16 protein-coding genes and 2 pseudogenes are annotated in these 17,732 nt (G+C 43.9%); 7 read left to right on the top strand and 11 right to left on the bottom strand.

Annotation, left to right across the window (positions count from 1 at the left end; genetic code table 11):
* The first annotated feature begins 120 nt into the window (after positions 1-120).
* A complete protein-coding gene (locus tag RJD38_RS11585) occupies positions 121-309 on the top strand; it encodes a hypothetical protein (RefSeq protein ID WP_065545514.1) in 189 nt (62 codons plus the stop codon).
* A 71-nt stretch (positions 310-380) separates the two neighbouring features.
* On the opposite strand, the gene RJD38_RS11580 is transcribed toward RJD38_RS11585, so the two are convergent.
* The 5 genes and pseudogenes from RJD38_RS11580 to RJD38_RS11560 all read right to left on the bottom strand — a co-directional run bounded on the left by RJD38_RS11580 (position 381) and on the right by RJD38_RS11560 (position 6,073).
* On the bottom strand, positions 381-1,742 hold the full coding sequence (locus tag RJD38_RS11580; RefSeq protein WP_005600301.1) for a TRAP transporter large permease: 1,362 nt from the start codon (positions 1,740-1,742) through the stop codon (positions 381-383).
* Positions 1,743-2,422 (bottom strand): annotated as a pseudogene (locus tag RJD38_RS11575) (TRAP transporter small permease).
* Between the two features lie 73 nt (positions 2,423-2,495).
* Positions 2,496-3,494, bottom strand: coding sequence for a TRAP transporter substrate-binding protein (locus RJD38_RS11570; RefSeq protein ID WP_065545515.1), 999 nt, complete (start codon positions 3,492-3,494; stop codon positions 2,496-2,498).
* Between the two features lie 264 nt (positions 3,495-3,758).
* Entirely contained in the window at positions 3,759-5,228 is a 1,470-nt protein-coding gene (locus RJD38_RS11565; protein ID WP_065545516.1) for a protein adenylyltransferase SelO, read from the bottom strand.
* 401 nt (positions 5,229-5,629) lie between these two features.
* Complete coding sequence (locus RJD38_RS11560; RefSeq protein ID WP_005600293.1) at positions 5,630-6,073, bottom strand: TM2 domain-containing protein; 444 nt, start codon at positions 6,071-6,073, stop codon at positions 5,630-5,632.
* A gap of 360 nt (positions 6,074-6,433) precedes the next feature.
* Between RJD38_RS11560 and RJD38_RS11555 the strand changes: the two genes are divergently transcribed.
* Positions 6,434-7,195: a hypothetical protein gene (locus RJD38_RS11555; RefSeq protein WP_005600291.1), complete on the top strand. Its 762-nt coding sequence runs from the start codon at positions 6,434-6,436 to the stop codon at positions 7,193-7,195.
* Between the two features lie 59 nt (positions 7,196-7,254).
* Here RJD38_RS11555 and yghU read toward each other — a convergent pair whose 3' ends face one another.
* Positions 7,255-8,115 carry a glutathione-dependent disulfide-bond oxidoreductase gene (gene yghU, locus RJD38_RS11550; protein WP_367971307.1) on the bottom strand — a complete coding sequence of 287 codons (861 nt, stop codon included), beginning with the start codon at positions 8,113-8,115 and terminating at the stop codon, positions 7,255-7,257.
* 337 nt (positions 8,116-8,452) lie between these two features.
* Between yghU and yegD the strand changes: the two are divergent.
* From yegD to RJD38_RS11530, 4 genes and pseudogenes are all read left to right on the top strand, one after another.
* Positions 8,453-9,700 (top strand): annotated as a pseudogene (yegD, locus tag RJD38_RS11545) (molecular chaperone); the annotation flags it as partial.
* An 89-nt stretch (positions 9,701-9,789) separates the two neighbouring features.
* Positions 9,790-10,998 carry an IS4 family transposase gene (locus RJD38_RS11540; RefSeq protein WP_032073033.1) on the top strand — a complete coding sequence of 403 codons (1,209 nt, stop codon included), beginning with the start codon at positions 9,790-9,792 and terminating at the stop codon, positions 10,996-10,998.
* Positions 10,979-11,143 carry a hypothetical protein gene (locus RJD38_RS11535; protein ID WP_367971303.1) on the top strand — a complete coding sequence of 55 codons (165 nt, stop codon included), beginning with the start codon at positions 10,979-10,981 and terminating at the stop codon, positions 11,141-11,143. Before RJD38_RS11540 ends, RJD38_RS11535 begins: the two co-directional genes overlap by 20 nt.
* Before the next feature lie 351 nt (positions 11,144-11,494).
* Positions 11,495-11,647: a hypothetical protein gene (locus tag RJD38_RS11530; protein WP_156785339.1), complete on the top strand. Its 153-nt coding sequence runs from the start codon at positions 11,495-11,497 to the stop codon at positions 11,645-11,647.
* Positions 11,648-11,725: 78 nt separating this feature from the next.
* Here the strand turns inward: RJD38_RS11530 and RJD38_RS11525 are convergent, their stop codons facing one another.
* The 5 genes from RJD38_RS11525 to kduD all read right to left on the bottom strand — a co-directional run bounded on the left by RJD38_RS11525 (position 11,726) and on the right by kduD (position 16,653).
* Positions 11,726-12,403: a hypothetical protein gene (locus tag RJD38_RS11525; protein ID WP_065545518.1), complete on the bottom strand. Its 678-nt coding sequence runs from the start codon at positions 12,401-12,403 to the stop codon at positions 11,726-11,728.
* A gap of 1,186 nt (positions 12,404-13,589) precedes the next feature.
* Entirely contained in the window at positions 13,590-14,213 is a 624-nt protein-coding gene (locus RJD38_RS11520) for a bifunctional 4-hydroxy-2-oxoglutarate aldolase/2-dehydro-3-deoxy-phosphogluconate aldolase (protein WP_009388096.1), read from the bottom strand.
* Between the two features lie 58 nt (positions 14,214-14,271).
* Positions 14,272-15,201, bottom strand: a complete 930-nt coding sequence (locus RJD38_RS11515) for a sugar kinase (RefSeq protein ID WP_065545520.1) — start codon at positions 15,199-15,201, stop codon at positions 14,272-14,274.
* 109 nt (positions 15,202-15,310) lie between these two features.
* The gene (locus RJD38_RS11510; RefSeq protein WP_065545521.1) at positions 15,311-15,844 is read right to left on the bottom strand and encodes a YgjV family protein; all 534 of its coding nucleotides are present in this window, start codon (positions 15,842-15,844) and stop codon (positions 15,311-15,313) included.
* Positions 15,845-15,891: 47 nt separating this feature from the next.
* Entirely contained in the window at positions 15,892-16,653 is a 762-nt protein-coding gene (kduD, locus tag RJD38_RS11505; protein ID WP_005594623.1) for a 2-dehydro-3-deoxy-D-gluconate 5-dehydrogenase KduD, read from the bottom strand.
* Between the two features lie 280 nt (positions 16,654-16,933).
* On the opposite strand from kduD, the gene kdgR reads away from it, so the two are divergent.
* Positions 16,934-17,716 carry a DNA-binding transcriptional regulator KdgR gene (kdgR, locus tag RJD38_RS11500; RefSeq protein ID WP_065545522.1) on the top strand — a complete coding sequence of 261 codons (783 nt, stop codon included), beginning with the start codon at positions 16,934-16,936 and terminating at the stop codon, positions 17,714-17,716.
* Positions 17,717-17,732: the final 16 nt, after the last annotated feature.

Raw genomic sequence — 17,732 nt, 5'->3', positions numbered from 1 at the left:
ACCTGATTATCGCCCAAGGATTCTCCCCTACTAAGTTCATGAACCACATTGATATCAGTCCAATTTGGCAAAGTATTGAAATATCGATAATACTTAAACAAAAAGCCGAGGAGGAATACGATGGGAGAAAAAACCAAAGTAAAAGTCATCGCCGAGACGGTATTGATTGATGGTGTCTACCAACCCGACCAGCGTTCAGGTGAAGATAGACGTAAAAATCGCCAAGCAAAATGGCGATTTTACGAACGTAGGCAAGGGGGTTGTGACCCGCGAAACGAAGGAAAAAAGCATATCGATGAGGAGGTTTAGCGCCTCCTCACCTTTTTCCTATGAATCTATTTCATACGAATCTATTTTCTACGAAGCTATTGCCTACGAAACTATTTGGTGATGATTTCAGGCCCCATCAGCGTAGTCGGCAACCACGTGGATACCCACGGCACGTAAGTGACGATGATGAGGAAGAGGAACATCACACCAACCCATGGTAGTGCCGCCTTCACCACTTGCATCATCGACATTTTGGCAACCCCTGCCGTCACAAAGAGATTTAGGCCTACGGGGGGCGTTATCATCCCTATTTCCATATTCACCACCATCATAATGCCAAGATGAATCGGGTCGATCCCTAGTGCAATCGCGATTGGGAAGACCAATGGGGCGACAATAATCAACAAGCCGGACGGCTCCATAAACTGACCACCGATCAAGAGCAATACGTTCACCACAATTAAGAAGGTGATTGGCCCTAACCCTGCCGACAACATCGACTCAGTGATCATTTGCGGAATACGCTCTTCCGTTAATACGTGCTTTAGAATCAATGCATTGGCAATGATGAATAGCAACATAATCGTCAGCTTACCCGCATCATACAAGGTGCTTTTGGTATCCTTGTGGACAAAAGCTTGCAGCACTTTCACTAACACCGGCTTGGTGTTTTCTTTATCAGCAAACGGCCCCATATCTTGGTATATGAAATTAGCAATCAAGAACGAATAAACCGCCGCAACCGCCGCTGCTTCTGTTGGGGTAAACACACCGCCATAGATACCACCGAGGATGATCACCACCAGCAACAAACCCCAACTGGCGTCTTTGGCGGCAATAAACATCTCTTTCCAACCCACAAATGGCTGTTTAGGGAGTTTTTTGATGCGAGCTGCAATATAAATCGCAATCATCAGCATCACTCCCGCCAATAAGCCGGGGATCACACCACCCAAAAACATTCGTCCGACCGATACATCCGTCGCCGCCGCATACACCACCATAACAATCGACGGCGGGATCAAAATACCCAGCGTGCCTGCGTTACAAATCACGCCCGCTGCAAATTCTTTTGAGTAACCGTTTTTAATCATCCCGGCAATAACGATACTACCGATCGCTACCACCGTCGCCGGCGATGAGCCTGACAGCGCAGCAAACATCATACAGGCCACCACCGATGCCATGGCTAAACCACCACGGAACCAACCGACCATTGCGATCGCAAAACGGATAATTCGTTTCGCCACACCACCTGTCGACATAAAGCTAGAAGCCAATATAAAAAAGGGAATCGCCAACAAAGTGTAGTGACCCGCAAAGGCATTAAATAACGTTTGAGCAACCGACGCTAAAGACGCATCAGAATGCATCATTAAAAACAGCATGCTAGATAAGCCCAGCGAAACCGCGATCGGCACGCCAATCAGCATAAAGCCAATCACCATAATGAACAGAAATAGGATATCCATTTATTCGCTCTCCTTGCCGTTTTTATTGCTCTTGTTCTGGCTGTTCGCGAGCTCATCTCCAGCTTGCGCTAACTCGGCTTTTAACGCCTGTAAATCTTCTTCAGCTTCATGACCTGCTATCAATCGATCCGATTTATTCAAGATGATTTGCCAAGTGGCTTGCGCAAAACGCAACGTCAGTAATGCCATACCAATAGGCAGCGCCATATAGGGGATAAATCGAGGCATTTTTTCATAACGCTCACCTTCATTGAGCCAATCCGCCAAAAATTGCAGCATCTCCGGCATGGGGATATCGTCCGTTTCATACCATGCTCGATCGGTCACGAATGGATACCAGTAGTTCCAAGAACCAATCAACAGTAGAACCGAGAATGTTAAACAACAGGCGGCGGCGACTAACGCATACACTTTGCGCATTTTTTCCGGTGCCAAATTGATAATACATCAACACCGATATGAAAATGTTTTTTAACACCATAAGACGCCCCAACAAGCACCATCCATGCAAACATAAAGACGGTCAGTTCTAATGCCCAAAGAATGTTGTCATTAAAGACATATCGAAAAATAACATTGGCAAAGGTAAGCAGCGTCATCGCACCCAAAAAGAACGCAATCAAGCCCTCTTCGAGGCTATCGGTGACCTTACCCACTCGAGCAAAAATCGACTGTTCCATAGTAATTCGCTTCTAAAATTTAAGATCAGACAAAAGGCCCTCGTCCCGATGTCGAGGGCCAAACCAAAACGGGTTAATTATTGTTAGAATCCAGTGCGGCTTGAATCAGTTCTGCACCAATGTCTTTCTCAAACTTGGCCCAAACGGGTTGCAAGGCAACAACCCACTCTTGGCGCTGTGCAGGCGTTAAACTACGAACTTCCCCACCTGCTTCAATGATATTGGTTTTGTTTTGCTGGTTTACTTTGCTTGATTCGGCATTACGCGCAACCGAGACTTCTTGAATTATGGTGTTGAGCTGATCGCGCTGATCCGCTGGTAAATTGTTCCAAAAATCGGTCGAGGTCACCACAAGGTAATCAAGTATGCCGTGATTGGTCTCGGTGATGCCGTCTTGAACTTCAAAGAACTTCTTACCGTAGATATTGGACCAGGTGTTCTCTTGTCCGTCGATAACCTTGGTTTGTAGGCCACCATAAACTTCTTTAAATGACATTTTTTGCGGGTTTGCGCCAAGCTGCTCAAACTGAGCCACCAGCACATCAGATGCTTGTACGCGGAATTTCAAACCTTCTGCATCGGCTGGCGAGATCAGCGGTTTATTAGCCGACATCTGCTTCATGCCATTATGCCAAAATGCCAATCCTTGCAGACCACGACGCTTCATTGCATTTTTAAGCTGGTCGCCAGACTCTGAGTTTTGAAAACGATCCACTGCTGCCACATCTTCAAACAAAAAAGGCAAATCAAAAATGCGGTACTTTTTAGTGAATTTTTCAAACTTAGACAGTGACGGCGCAGCAAGATGCACATCACCATTGAGCAGTGCCTCAAGCACTTTATTGTCATCGTACAACGTCGAATTAGGGAAAACCTGCATACAGACTTTACCGTTCATCTCATCGTTAACACGCTGCTCAAGCAGTGAGGCCGCAATTCCTTTAGGGTGCTTATCTGTATTGGTTACGTGACTGAACTTAATCACGGTTTCACCGGGATCACACGCCGCCATTGCATTAAAACTGGTCGCAGCAAGAACGGAAACAGACAGTAGGGTCAAAGGCTTAAACATTATTATTCTCCTTGTTAAATAAACAACCCCATCACTGGGTGTTGGTAATTAACTAAGGGCAATAAGCGAGCCACTTGTTATAAATCTTTTAAATAACCTTAAATTCATGTACTTAAAGTAAAAAACAAGATGAAGAGTATCAAAAATACCCATAACGGTTTATGAGATGGGTAGAAAACCACCCATCATGATTTCTCAATGAGTAAGATCCGCCCCAAACCAGAGGAGCAATGTACTATGACGCAATTGCTCAATCGTGCTTATCTACGAAGAACAACTTATCTCCATCCCCTTGCCCCATTCCGGTGGCAACTTTGCCAGCTCTTCCATGTGTGGCTGCTCGTCAAACGGCGTCACCAATACCCTCGCTAATTGTTCCACATCAGAATAATCACCTTGTTCGGCTTTATCGATCGCCAACTGAAGCAAATAGTTGCGCAAAACGTATTTCGGGTTATTCGCACGCATCGCCTCACATCGAATCGCTGCGGTGACGATCTGTTCATCCTCATCGACCTCTAATTCACATCGTGCGAGGTAAAGATCAAGCCAAACCTTCGCCGCATCACGATCGATAAATAAGTCAATAACAGGTTGCGATCCGTGGCGATCGATGTTCGATAGATCGCGCATAAACCGAGTGTAATCCGGTTTGTGCTGCTCAAGTAAATCAAACAGCATCACAAACAATTCACCATCTTGTTCAAGTTTATTGTGCAGACCTAATTTAGCGCGCATCTGCTGGCTATAGTATTGCTGCAATCGAGGTTCAAATTGCGCTAATGCCGCTTCTATTTGTGCTTTATCAATCAAAGGGGAAAGTGCATGACCCAGCGCTGATAGGTTCCATAGCGCAATTCGTGGCTGCTGGTTAAAAGCATAACGCCCTTGGTAATCAGAGTGATTACAAATGTAGCTGGCATCGTAATCATCTAAAAATGCAAAAGGTCCGTAGTCAAAAGTTTGGCCTAAAATCGACATATTGTCGGTGTTCATCACGCCATGACAAAATCCAATCGCTTGCCATTGAGCGATCATTAACGCGGTATTATCGACCACCTGCTCAAACATCGCCGCATAAGATTGTTCCGCCTCTGCCAACTCAGGCCAATACCACTCAATCACTTTATCGGCGAGCAACTTGAGCTCACTAAGTTGATTGGTATAGAAAAAGTGCTCAAAGTGACCAAAGCGGATATGACTCTCAGCCATACGCAATAACAATGCCCCTTGCTCTTGTTTCTCACGGTAAACCGGGGAATCAGAAGCCAGCATACCAAGCGCACGAGTCGTCGCAATGCCCAAACCGGCCATCGCTTCACTGCATAAATATTCGCGAATCGTCGAACGTAATACCGCTCTACCATCCCCCATGCGAGAATAGGGTGTCAGTCCTGCGCCTTTCAAATGCACATCAAATATTTTGCCTTGTTTGTTTTTCAGCTCACAAAGCAATAGCCCGCGACCATCACCAAGTTCAGGGTTATAAACACCAAATTGGTGGCCAGCGTATTTCATCGCTAACGGCATAAATTGAGGATGACTAAGCTCCCCAGAAAGCTGCTGCTTTAACTCTCCGATCGGCGCCTGATCTGGGAGTCCAAATTGCGCGGCAAGAGATGCATTCCAACTCACCCAACGGGTATTTTCTAATGGTTGAGGGGAAACGGCCGTAAAGAAAGTGTTCGAAAGTGAGGCAAATCGATTTGAATAACAAGGGGAGGCTTTAGACACGATGTACAATCCATTTACACATTGAGATTGTAGCAAGTTAACAGAACAAGTCGGTGGGCGCTAGGTAAATGAACATACCAAGTTAGTACCCACAAACTCTACAAGGCCTATTTAGAATAGGGTTATATAAATAAAAATACGCCAATCAAACCAGCGAAAGAAAATAAGCAAGTGCGGCTAATGACACCAAAGTTAGAAGGGTGGATCATTTCTTGTCTTTCCATATGTGTGCCTCTTTTAATGTTACAGTGGAATTACAATATGATGAATTTTCAGATATTTCACAATCGTTATCATGGTGAATTTTTTATGACAGTGGGTCGGATGCCGAAATTGAAAAACGGCGCGCATAAAAAAGCCAGCGATAATCGCTGGCTAATGAAACATAAGCTTGCTGAGCTTTAGAACCAAGCTTTCTTGCCTTCAATGTAGATACGATCAAACTCTTCATCTGACTTAACCAAATAGAGGATAAATTCTACGAAAGCGATAATACCGATGACGATTGATGGAATACCAAGCAAAATAAAACCGAACAAGAAACACAACAACATGATCACGCCTTGCTTTGTGTAACCCAAGTAGAATTTATGTGCACCAAAGGCACCAAGGAAAAAGGCAAATAACGCCGCGACAATTTTCTTAGATGCTGCACTGTCTGGTTTTGATTCAGGATAAACGGATTTTGCTTCTCCACCTTCGATCGTAAAATCAACCTTAGTACCAGACTTTGGTAATGTCTGTCCGCGCCAATCCTCACCGGTTAACGTGTAACGTTGACCGTCTTCACCAGAAACTAAGCCGCTACGCTCATCACTGTTAAATTCTAATACTGTCCCTTTCATTTTGACTCCATATTCCCGATTAGCTGCATTCAATTAATATCGCGCTTGATTTCAACACCACTGGCAACATCAATTTTGTGTTTAATAATTGTTCATTATGAGGTTTGCAGTTGAAATGTCACTAAATGTCATTCGCTTCAGTTATCATTTTTCACAGCAAAAAATAACATTTACATCAACAACTATCCGATTGATTCGCCAAGCTCGGTCATCCTTTAGTTCAGTCAAGATTCGAGTCAAAATGGCTACAAATGACTCTTTTCCGAACCTAGGGTGCGGGCTAATGATGACGTTTAGTTAGCGCGACCATCAAACAAGGAACTACACTCAAAGTAACGCGAACCGTTCAAGGAATGAAACATGCGTCTATTGATTTTCCTCACTATTGGCTTGATGAGTTACCCGCTCTACGCAGACTACAGTAACCTCGCATGGTCAATCATGGACAGCCAAGGTCGGCGAGTCTATGACACTGATAACGTACTAAAAGCCGCCATAGAACAAGATCGTTTTATACCTTTACGCTTTGATAACGAGTTTAAAGATGCCGCACCCGAACTGTTTAAACAGATCGATGTCATGGGGCAGTTTGAGCTGGATGCTTTTGCTTCTAAAGCTTTAGTTAAAGGCATTCAAACCTTAGTTGAAGAGTTTGCTTGTGCGACTTATCGCCACTACGCACATAAACCAGAAGCACGAAAATGCGACGCTGAAGCACAAGATAAACGCACCAAAGAGGCGATGCCTTTTCAAGATGGGCAATTTATTAAACGCCGTCTAGAAGTCACCACCAATAGCATCCGGACGGGTTTCCCCAACCGCAGCTACGATATTTACCTTCCCAGCGTGCAACAAGCCCCACTGACCATCGTTTGGGGAGCGGTACATGAATTAGGTTCGTTTTTTGTCCATCAACGAAGTCGTAACGACACCGTTCTTACCATCTACATTGACGGCTATAAACTCAACACCGATGGCGAGCGCAGCCAACGAATTACCGCCAAACCTGAAATTGTTTTTGTGGTATTACCGAAAGCCTCAAAAATTGGTCAACAAAAAAGCCAGACCGAAGCCGCGAAGTTCGCACTTGCCGATGCCGATTTTATTGTGCCGCTTTATTAGCAAATATAACAAAATAGCCCTCAAATGAGGGCTATTAAACATCGAGAGCAAACCATTAATTATTTGGGCTGCTTAGCCAGCACTTGGTCAATATCAGCCTTGCTATGACGCTCTGGTACTTGTTCCCACTCTTCGCCCCAAGCACGATTGACAATACGACCACGTTGTACCGTGTCACGTTCGGCAATTTCATTCGCCCAACGCAGCAGATTTGGATAACGCTCCACATCTAAAAACTCAGCCGCGTTATACAAATTACCCAGCACCAAGTTGCCATACCATGGCCAAGTAGCGATATCGGCAATCGAATATTCATCCCCTGCTAAATAACGATTTTCGGCTAAGTGTTTATCGAGTAGATCCAATTGACGCTTGGCTTCCATGGTAAATCGATTGATTGGATACTCGAGTTTCTCTGGTGCGTAAGCGTAAAAATGACCAAATCCCCCTCCTAGATATGGCGCACTGCCTTGTAACCAGAATAACCAGTTCATCGCGACCGTGCGCTGAGCAAGCTCTTTTGGTAGTAATTGTCCAAATTTTTCCGCGAGATATAGCAAAATATGCCCGGATTCAAAGACGTTAATCGCAGGCGTGACTGAATGATCGACCAACACTGGAATTTTTGAATTTGGGTTCGCCGCGACAAACCCTGAAGAAAACTGGTCGCCATCACCGATACGGATCAAATACGCATCATACTCTGCCTCTGCTACACCGAGAGCAAGTAGCTCTTCGAGCATAATGGTGACTTTCTGACCGTTTGGCGTACCCATCGAATAAAGTTGTAGTGCATGTTCACCCACTGGCAACTCTTGCTCATGGCGAGCACCGGAAGTTGGGCGATTGATGCTAGCCCAAGTGCCGCCGGTATTGGTATCTTCTGTCCATACTTTTGCTGGGATGTATTCATTTGTCATGACTTTTCCTTTTTAAGTTATACCGCTCTACACAGACGATCTGGGTATTAAGCAATCAAAATACAACCAAATGACCCGATTTTCTAAATATGATATCCAACCAAGTAAGAAGCAAAACATATATAACCACCGTAGCCGCACGATAAACTGGGGTGGACAAATAACTTATTGCTTCAGGCCTGTTTCTCTGTTTTCAAGAGCGAAATTTTCCAACCGCCAGGGAACATCATCATAACGTAGCCTAGTCTCTATTAAGAAAAATGACCTATTGCCCTTGACCCGTCTACGCATCTAAGGTTTAGTGTGCGCCCCCTTGTTTCTAGTCTCTGAGGTATACATGTCTATAGGTTTCGATTTCGGTACTGCAAATTGCAGCGTCGCTCATACTGTTGATGGTAAAATCACCCAAATCCCATTAGTCGGTGAAAATGCTTTTATCCCATCAACACTGTGTGCGCCAAACGCAGAATCGGTCTCTGAGTATCTTTTTCGCTGTTTAGACATAAAACCGAGTGATGAGACTAACGAAGCCGTTCTTCGTCGCGCGGTAAAAATCAACCGTGAAGAAGGGCTTGAAGTCCAAGCTGACGATGTAAAGTTTGGTCATCAAGCACTCGAGTTATATCTCGAAGATCCAAAAGACACCTATTTCGTTAAATCACCGAAATCATTTTTAGGCGCAATGGGACTGCGTGATATTCAGCTCTCTTTCTTCGAAGATCTGGTTTGCGCCATGATGAGCAATATCAAGCGTCGTGCTGAACATTCCATTCAAACGGATATTACTCAAACCGTCATTGGTCGACCGGTAAACTTTTTAGGCCGGGGAGGTGAAAACTCTAATATCCAAGCGGTTGATATCCTCACCCGTGCAGCCAAACGTGCCGGATTTAAAGATGTAGAATTTCAGTATGAACCCGTTGCTGCCGGGCTTGATTTTGAAGCCAGCTTAACCGAAGACAAAAATGTTCTCGTGGTCGATATCGGCGGTGGTACCACTGACTGTTCGATGATTCGTATGGGGCCAAGTTGGCACAACAAACTGGAACGTAATGACTCTTTGCTCGCCCACACAGGCCAAATGGTCGGTGGTAACGATTTGGATATTTTTATTGCCTTTAAGTGCTTTATGAAAGAGTTTGGCCTTGGCAGTAAATTACTCAACGGTTTAGATTTACCCCTAATCCAATATTGGAATGCAATGGCGATTAACGACGTCCAAGCCCAGCGCAGCTTCTATGGCAGTGATAATCTAAAACCACTGCGTGAGTTTTTCAAACAAGCCGCAGAGCCAGAAAAGCTAGGCCGCCTATTGAAGCTACACCAAGAAACCTTGGGCTACGGCGTGATTAACCAAGCGGAACGAGCAAAAATTGCCTTATCTGACCATGATGATTACACCGCGCTGATTGACTTGATCTCTGAACGCGTTGAAATCATCACCCAGCGCAGCGAAATTGAAGCCGCCATAGATAATCCAATGCTGAAAATCCGCAATTTGGTGGAAGAAGCCGTCACACAGAGTGGTATCAAACCCGACGTGATTTACATGACCGGCGGCTCAGCACTGAGGAATCCCCTAATGATTTTGATAAAAATCATAAATTTAAGGTAGATGCACATCTTGTCATGTGATCAAATGGTTCTGAGAAAAATCAATAACCAGACAACAAGATGTGCGAACTCGATATTTTACACGACTCTCTTTACCAATTCTGCCCTGAATTGCACTTAAAACGACTCAACAGTTTAACGCTGGCTTGCCACGCATTACTTGAATGTAAAACGCTCACTCTTACCGAACTTGGTCGTAACCTGCCAACGAAAGCCAGAACAAAACATAACATCAAACGAATCGACAGATTGTTAGGTAATCGTCACTTGCACAAAGAGCGACTCGCTGTATACCGTTGGCATGCCAGCTTTATCTGTTCAGGTAATTCGATGCCCATTGTTCTTGTTGACTGGTCTGATATTCGTGAGCAAAAACGGCTTATGGTATTGCGGGCTTCGGTGGCACTACATGGTCGTTCTATTACTCTTTATGAGAAAGCCTTTCCGCTTTCAGAGCAATGTTCAAAGAAGGCTCATGACCAATTTCTAGCCGACCTTGCAAGCATTCTACCGAGTAACACTACACCGCTCATTGTCAGTGATGCTGGCTTTAAAGTGCCATGGTATAAATCCGTTGAAAAGCTAGGTTGGTACTGGTTAAGTCGAGTCAGAGGGAAAGTGCAATATGCAGATTTAGGTGCGGAAAACTGGCAACCTATCAGCAACTTACATAGCATATCCTCAAGTCGCTCAAAGACTTTAGGCTATAAGAGGTTGACTAAGAGCAACCCAATTTCATGTCAAATTGCACTGTATAAATCACGTCCTAAAGGCCGAAAAAATCAGCGTTCGACACGGACTAATTGTCATCATCCGTCACCTAAAATCTACTCCGCTTCGACAAAAGAACCATGGGTTTTAGCGACTAACTTGCCCGTTGAAATCCGAACACCAAAGCAACTTGTTAGGCTCTACTCGAAGCGTATGCAAATTGAAGAAACCTTCCGAGACTTGAAAAGCCCAGCCTACGGTTTAGGCCTCCGTCATAGCCGAACTAGCAGCTCAGAGCGCTTTGATATCATGCTGCTAATCGCCCTAATGCTTCAACTGACATTTTGGCTTGCTGGAGTTCATGGTCAGAAACAAGGTTGGGATAAGCACTTCCAAGCTAACACTGTCAAAAATCGAAATGTACTCTCAACAGTGCGCTTAGGGATGGAAGTTTTGCGGCATTCTGGCTACACAATAACGAGGGAAGACTTGCTCGCGGCTGCAACCCTGCTTGCTCAAAATCTATTCAAACATGGTTGTGCTTTGGGGAAATTATGAGGGGATCCCTCAGGGCTCAGCACGTTCCACCGTACTGACTGCCGCTGTCGCGTCGGTATTACCGAATACTGAAATCATCGCTGGCAACTACTTTGGCTCAGTCACTGCAGGCCTAACTCATTGGTCTAATTTGATTTATCGCTAGTTAACGCAAACAGAAAAAGGAGCTTCGGCTCCAAGCTATTTCGCTTTCGTGTGATTTTTGCGTGATAGAGGCTTCACGTAGGCTCCTATTTTCAGTGCGGCTGACTTAGCAATAGTTAAAAAGGTACAGACATATTTTTGGCTGTGCCTTTTTTCTTTGGCTTTACTTTGTGTAATCCGTAATGTTGAGCTTCTTTTGCTGTATAACCTCAAGCAATCCATTATTTAAGCGTTAAAGTGGCTACAACTCGCTGATTTCATTTGGATTGAGTTAAATCTAAAGAACTTACCTTAACTGCTAATTCAATGACACTCCGCAAGGTTTTGAGTAGGTAAAAGAAAGAGAGCAGCAATGCTACTCTCTTTAAGTATCTATGATCTCACCAAAGCGAAATGGCTTGGATCGGAAGTTACGTTTTCTGATTGCGAGGATACGACAGGCACGGTTTCTGGTTGCGAGGAATCGGAATGTGTGATTGCAGGCATCAAATGGATCGCCAATTAATGACTGACAAAATGAACCCCAAAAAAAGCCCTCAACACATGAGCGTTAAGGGCGAGAATAGATTAACTAGACAGTACGTTATTTCTTAAACATACTCCAAAATCTCTCTCTAGTGCGTTGCTCCATTTCAGCTTTATCAAGCGCCTCAGAAGTCGACATGCCGTCCCTCTTATGCTCGAAGACACTCGACCACGAACGCAAAGTAAGATCGGAACCACCAGTAAAAAATAGAATAGCAACCACAAAGGGCACTGCGAGCAGCATTATCAGATTGACAGTGTCTTCATACGTCGTAAATACATACTTACCTATTTGGTATGCGACCACGGCAGAAATGAGCATGGTGAACCAATTGTAAAAAATCGTCACCGACAAAATTTTACGTACAAGCCACGCGGTGAACATATAGACCTGATGCAAGATGAGAATTGCGACACAGCCCGCCACAGTGATCCCAATCCACTTAAGACACAAAAAATAAAATGATGAAAATTCAGGACCACCTAGGAATGCATACCCAATACCAAACAAAATTGGCGCAATAATAAGGAGTGGGAGCACCTTTCGATCCCACAATGAAACAAACACTGGTGTCGTAAGCATAATAAGTGGAAAACACAACCAAGAGACGTCCGCTTTCTCTGCTGACGATAAAGCAAAATAATAGACAAGTATTGGCGCAGGTATATGGAAAATCCAAAGCTCCGTTAAGCTCTCGACATAGTCATCCAAATGATCTATCAAAGTATCAAACATAATTAAAATATCCTTATTACTAATTTGAAAATGGTACAACACAAGCACCCCACACAGACTGTCATTTTATCATGCACACAGTTGCCTAAAAATAGCGTAAACCCGCAAAAGTTCCAGAAAACAGCACGGAAAACGCACTAGAATGACCGAGTCGAAAGGTAAGTTAATAACGCTCATCACGGCGAATAGGACGAAAACGAGCCGCTCTCCTGCGAAACGAAAACACATGTCTAGCCCAACAAGAACAAGGCGTAAAAACCATCACTGATTATCCCTGTTGATGCAGTAACGATTGAAAGATAACGATCAATATAATTGGTTATTATTGATAATGAGATTAATTAAAGCACCTCTTTGTTTTGATGTTTATATCAATAATATTGCGAATCTTGACTTTTCAAATTCCTAAATGCTATATATTTACCATTCTCAATCACCTTAGACATCATGGATGATGGGCGACATAATTTTATCGATTGGCCGCGGAATAATGAATGTGATATCTGCCATATTTATTATTTGGTTCTCACCAGCATTACTATTAAAAAAATTAGAACTGGATTTCCTAGCAAACGTCTTGGGCGTAATTTTACTGGTTCTAGGATTAACATTCTTTCAATTCGTTATAAGACCGACTTTTTTAGCGTACTGGAATGCTTTCTAGGTAAGCACTGTTTGGTAGAGGAATTCACTCACAGCAGCGATATCTGCGAGAAAATAAAGACAAGACACTTGAGCGAGCGAGCAGCTGAACAGGCCAGCACCAAGAAAAAAGTCAGCAATAATTGCAAGCTATTTCGCTTTCGTGTGATTTTGGCGTGATAGAGGCTTCACGTAGGCTCCTATTTTCAGTGCGGCTGACTTAGCAATAGTTAAAAAGGTACAGACATATTTTTGGCTGTGCCTTTTTTCTTTGGCTTTACTTTGTGTAATCCGTAATGTTGAGCTTCTTTTGCTGTATAACCTCAAGCAATCCATTATTTAAGCATTAAAGTGGCTACAACTCGCTTGATTTCATTTGGATTGAGTTAAATCTAAAGAACTTACCTTAACAGCTAATTCAATGACACTCCGCAAGGTTTTGAGTAGGTAAAAAGAAAGAGAGCAGCAATGCTACTCTCTTTAAGTATCTATGATCTCACCAAAGCGAAATGGCTTGCTTCGGCTCCTTTTTTGTTAACAACCGTTAGCGAATGATATTGGCGACTTCAGCCACTAGCGCTGCTAGCTCATCCCATTGCTCATTTTCAATCAAATCATTGGGTACCATCCAAGTTCCGCCACATGCCAATACGGAAGGGATCGCAAGGTACTCTTTAACATTTGAAGGGCTCACACCACCCGTTGGCATGAATTTAACAGGGTAAACCGCAGATAAAGCTTTGAGCATGCCCGTGCCGCCAGAAGGCTCTGCAGGGAAAAACTTCAATGTGGTGAGTCCCATTTCCATCGCTTGCTCAACTAAGCTTGGGTTATTGACGCCCGGTACGATAGCCACGCCCCGTTGCTGACAATATTTTACGGTGGTTGGGTTAAACCCAGGACTAACAATAAAATCTACACCTGCTTCTATTGCTTGATCGACTTGCTCGCTAGTTAACACCGTACCAGCACCAATAAGCATTTCAGGGTAAGCTTCACGCATATTTTTAATCGCTTGCACCGCTTGTTCGGTACGGAAGGTCACTTCCGCACACGGCAATCCATTTTCAATCAAAACTTGTGCGAGTTTGGCCGCTTTTGAGGCATCTTTAATCGCGATGACTGGGACAACTTGTATTTCGGTTAATTGTTGATTAAGCGTTTTCATCTTTATTTCCATAACATGAGTAATTTAAATAAGGGTAGAGAATGCAATTCGCCACCCACTAAATTATCGGCATTAAGTCTGGAGAAATAATTGCTCCACGATGCTGGATAACCGTTCCCGCTAAGGTATGCCCAGCCTTTGCAGATTCTTGCATATCACCACCCAAAATACGTTTCGCAAGATAACCCGCACTGAATGAATCACCGGCGGCGGTCGTATCAATAATGTTTGTCACCGGGACTGGTGCAATCGAATCAACACCCTGTTTAGAAATAACCAAACACGCCTCGGCCCCACGCTTAATCACAATTTCTTGCACACCTAATGCTTGAGTGCGCTCAATCGCTTGCTGCTCTAGGTCATCACCATAGAGTGCTTGTTCATCATCAAACGTGAGGAAAGCGATATCCGTCAGCGCTAATACTTGCTTATAGGCTTGTCTTGCTTCTTCTTTACTATTCCAAAGTGCTGGTCGATAGTTATTATCGAAGGCGATGCTTACACCTTTTGCCCGAGCGTTCCTCAACAACTCAATCAAGGATAGGCGACAATCCTCAGGTAAAATCGCCAAGCTAATACCACTTAGATAGATCATCTGTTGCTGACACAATGCCTCGCTTAGCTCGGTCATGGCATGTTCACGTAACCAGTACTTAGCGGCGGAGTCATTACGCCAATAAAAAAAACTACGCTCGCCATCTTCCGCTGTTTCAATTGCGTACATTCCCGGCAATTTGTTTTCTGAAATAAACACCATATCGGTATTCAATGATTCATGCTGCCAAGATGCCAACATCTCTTTACTGAATGGGTCGTGGCCTAAGCCAGTCACATACGACGTTGTTACATTTCGCTGTTTTGTTAAACGAGAAAGATAAACGGCTGTGTTGAGTGTATCGCCGCCAAACCCTTGTTCGAGAACACCGTTATTTTTTTTCAACTCGACCATACACTCGCCAATGATAGCGACTCGTTTAATATGCTTCATACAATCCCTATAGCATTTGGTACTACCAAGAAAAAAGCCAGCTCAAAGGCCAGCTTGAATTTTCCCGATAAATCTGAAATTTGCGTTTATTTTACTGACTAATGCAGGCTTATTGATTAGTGGCCACTAACTGCTTTTTATCTTTTAGTAAGCGCATTATCGTCACGACGTTGATACTGATAACACTCACCTCTAATAACGTACCGCCTATCGACCCAATCAGAATATTGTTAATCAGCCAACATGTTGCTCCGGCAAGAAACGCTAAGCGCATCGCGATGCCTTGCAGCATGAACACCGAATAAGTACCAATAACTGTGCCCATAATTGGCCAGAGATCCCATATAGAATCAGCAAGAGAAAAACCTAAACTCATGCTAACCGTAATGAACCCCAACGCTACCCAAGCGGAAGAGATATAAATCGCGGTCGCCGTTCTCAAGGTCGACAGTAATGCGCTTAGCGCTGACACTACCGACCCCATCAATAAATAGTGAACAAGGTGGTTGAGATTCAAAATCAACATAACGATTTTCAATCGCCGATCGTCTTTTTGATAGAAAGTCGATAAACCTAAGGCAAAACTAATCAAGCCAAAAGTTTGAGCCAGTAATGATTGCTCACTTATAAAATCGACAATCATCACTAACGCCTTTCCTATTCATTGCCTTTAGCGGTCACTTTAAATCGTTAGCGAGATAACCAGCCGCCATCTACGGCAATGGTATAACCATTGATGTAATCAGAAGCATTTGATGCCAAGAACACACAAGGACCTGCCAAGTCAGCAGGCTTACCCCAGCGACCAGCTGGGATGCGATCGAGAATCTCTTTGTTACGCGATTCATCAGCACGTAAAGCCGCGGTGTTGTTAGTTGCCATGTAACCTGGTGCAATCGCATTAACATTGATGTTGTGCTTCGCCCATTCGTTTGCCATGAGACGAGTCACGCCCATCACACCACTCTTAGACGTCGTGTAAGAAGGTACACGGATACCGCCTTGGAAAGACAACATTGATGCGATATTAATAATTTTGCCGCCTTCACCTTGAGCAATAAATTGTTTTGCGACAGCTTGCGATAGGAAGAATACAGACTTCACGTTGATATTCATGACGTCATCCCAATCTTGCTCTGAAAAATCAATCGCATCGTTGCGGCGGATGATGCCCGCATTGTTAACTAGTACGTCGATACGGCCTAGTTCTGTCACCGCGCGATCAACGATGGCTGGAATATCATCAAGCTTCATCAAGTTCGCGCGAACGTCAATAAACTTGCGGCCAGTCTGCTCAACCATTTGGATAGTTTCAGTTGGTTCAACAATGTTAACCCCAACAATGTCACAACCTGCATTTGCTAAACCCAATGCCATACCTTGGCCTAAACCTGTATCACACCCCGTTACGATGGCGACTTTGCCTTGTAAATTAAATGAATCCAAAATCATGTTATTTCCTTAAATGCTGTGCAATATTCTGGCTCTTTTCTGAGCGCCTGTTCACTGTATGCAAGCAAAATAACAACACATCAAAATGCTGTATAGTTATTTTTGAAATGGCGTTTCAAAAATAACTATCGCCATCACAATTTTGCACCTAAAAGTAAAACGACGTTTCAATTTAATGAAATGGCTTTTTAAAAAACTAGCCGAAGCAAACACGCTCTGTATAATGAGCGCTATTCTGCATGAGCAAGAACATGCACAGGTATATGCATAAGGTAGGAAAATGGAAAAGACAACTCAGCCTGAAGCCGTCTCTTCAGTAATGAAGGTATTTAGTATTCTTCAGGCATTAGGCGAACAAAAAGACATTGGTGTCTCTGAGCTTTCTCAGCGCTTAATGATGTCTAAAGCGACAACCTATCGCTTCTTACAAACCATGAAAATGTTGGGTTACGTTTCCCAAGAGGAAGAAGCCGATAAATATGGCCTCACCTTGAAACTGTTTGAATTGGGTGCAAAATCGCTTGAGTATGTGGATCTTATCGCCTTAGCTGACAAAGAGATGCGTTACATCTCAGAGCAAACCAATGAAGCGCTCCACCTTGGCGCATTGGATGAAGACGCGATTATCTACATCCATAAAATCGATTCTGGCTACAACCTCAGTATGCAATCACGCATTGGTCGCCGCAACCCACTGTATAGTACTGCGATTGGTAAAGTTTTATTGGCTGAACGTGACGTAGAGTTCGTCGAGCGAACGCTTGCCGATGTCACGTTTGTAAAACACACCGAAAAAACCTTACAAAATACTGCGCAATTGCTGACAGAACTTGAGTTAGTCCGCCAGCAGCATTACGCCGAAGACAACGAAGAACAAGAGCCGGGGTTACGCTGCATCGCCGCACCGATTTATGATCGCTTTGGTCAGGTCATCGCAGGGCTTTCGATCTCATTCCCGACCATTCGTTTTGATCAAGAGCGACTCTCTTACTATGTTGAATTGCTGCAAACCGCAGGTCACAACATATCAAGACAGTTAGGCTATGATGTGAAAAATCAATAAACGTCATAAACATGAG

The sequence above is a fragment of the Vibrio scophthalmi genome (assembly GCF_040869025.1).
In the GTDB taxonomy this organism is placed as follows: Bacteria; Pseudomonadota; Gammaproteobacteria; order Enterobacterales; family Vibrionaceae; genus Vibrio; species Vibrio scophthalmi.
The sequence above is the reverse complement of the archived record's forward strand: the minus strand, read 5'-3'. Positions and strand labels throughout refer to the sequence as shown.

Coding starts and splice junctions, on each gene's coding strand:
- RJD38_RS11585 (WP_065545514.1), top strand. CDS start 121: ATGGGAGAAAAAACCAAAGTAAAAGTCATCGCCGAGACGGTATTGATT.
- RJD38_RS11580 (WP_005600301.1), bottom strand. CDS start 1,742: ATGGATATCCTATTTCTGTTCATTATGGTGATTGGCTTTATGCTGATT.
- RJD38_RS11570 (WP_065545515.1), bottom strand. CDS start 3,494: ATGTTTAAGCCTTTGACCCTACTGTCTGTTTCCGTTCTTGCTGCGACC.
- RJD38_RS11560 (WP_005600293.1), bottom strand. CDS start 6,073: ATGAAAGGGACAGTATTAGAATTTAACAGTGATGAGCGTAGCGGCTTA.
- RJD38_RS11555 (WP_005600291.1), top strand. CDS start 6,434: ATGCGTCTATTGATTTTCCTCACTATTGGCTTGATGAGTTACCCGCTC.
- yghU (WP_367971307.1), bottom strand. CDS start 8,115: ATGACAAATGAATACATCCCAGCAAAAGTATGGACAGAAGATACCAAT.
- RJD38_RS11540 (WP_032073033.1), top strand. CDS start 9,790: ATGTGCGAACTCGATATTTTACACGACTCTCTTTACCAATTCTGCCCT.
- RJD38_RS11530 (WP_156785339.1), top strand. CDS start 11,495: ATGCTACTCTCTTTAAGTATCTATGATCTCACCAAAGCGAAATGGCTT.
- RJD38_RS11525 (WP_065545518.1), bottom strand. CDS start 12,403: ATGTTTGATACTTTGATAGATCATTTGGATGACTATGTCGAGAGCTTA.
- RJD38_RS11520 (WP_009388096.1), bottom strand. CDS start 14,213: ATGAAAACGCTTAATCAACAATTAACCGAAATACAAGTTGTCCCAGTC.
- RJD38_RS11515 (WP_065545520.1), bottom strand. CDS start 15,201: ATGAAGCATATTAAACGAGTCGCTATCATTGGCGAGTGTATGGTCGAG.
- RJD38_RS11510 (WP_065545521.1), bottom strand. CDS start 15,844: ATGATTGTCGATTTTATAAGTGAGCAATCATTACTGGCTCAAACTTTT.
- kduD (WP_005594623.1), bottom strand. CDS start 16,653: ATGATTTTGGATTCATTTAATTTACAAGGCAAAGTCGCCATCGTAACG.
- kdgR (WP_065545522.1), top strand. CDS start 16,934: ATGGAAAAGACAACTCAGCCTGAAGCCGTCTCTTCAGTAATGAAGGTA.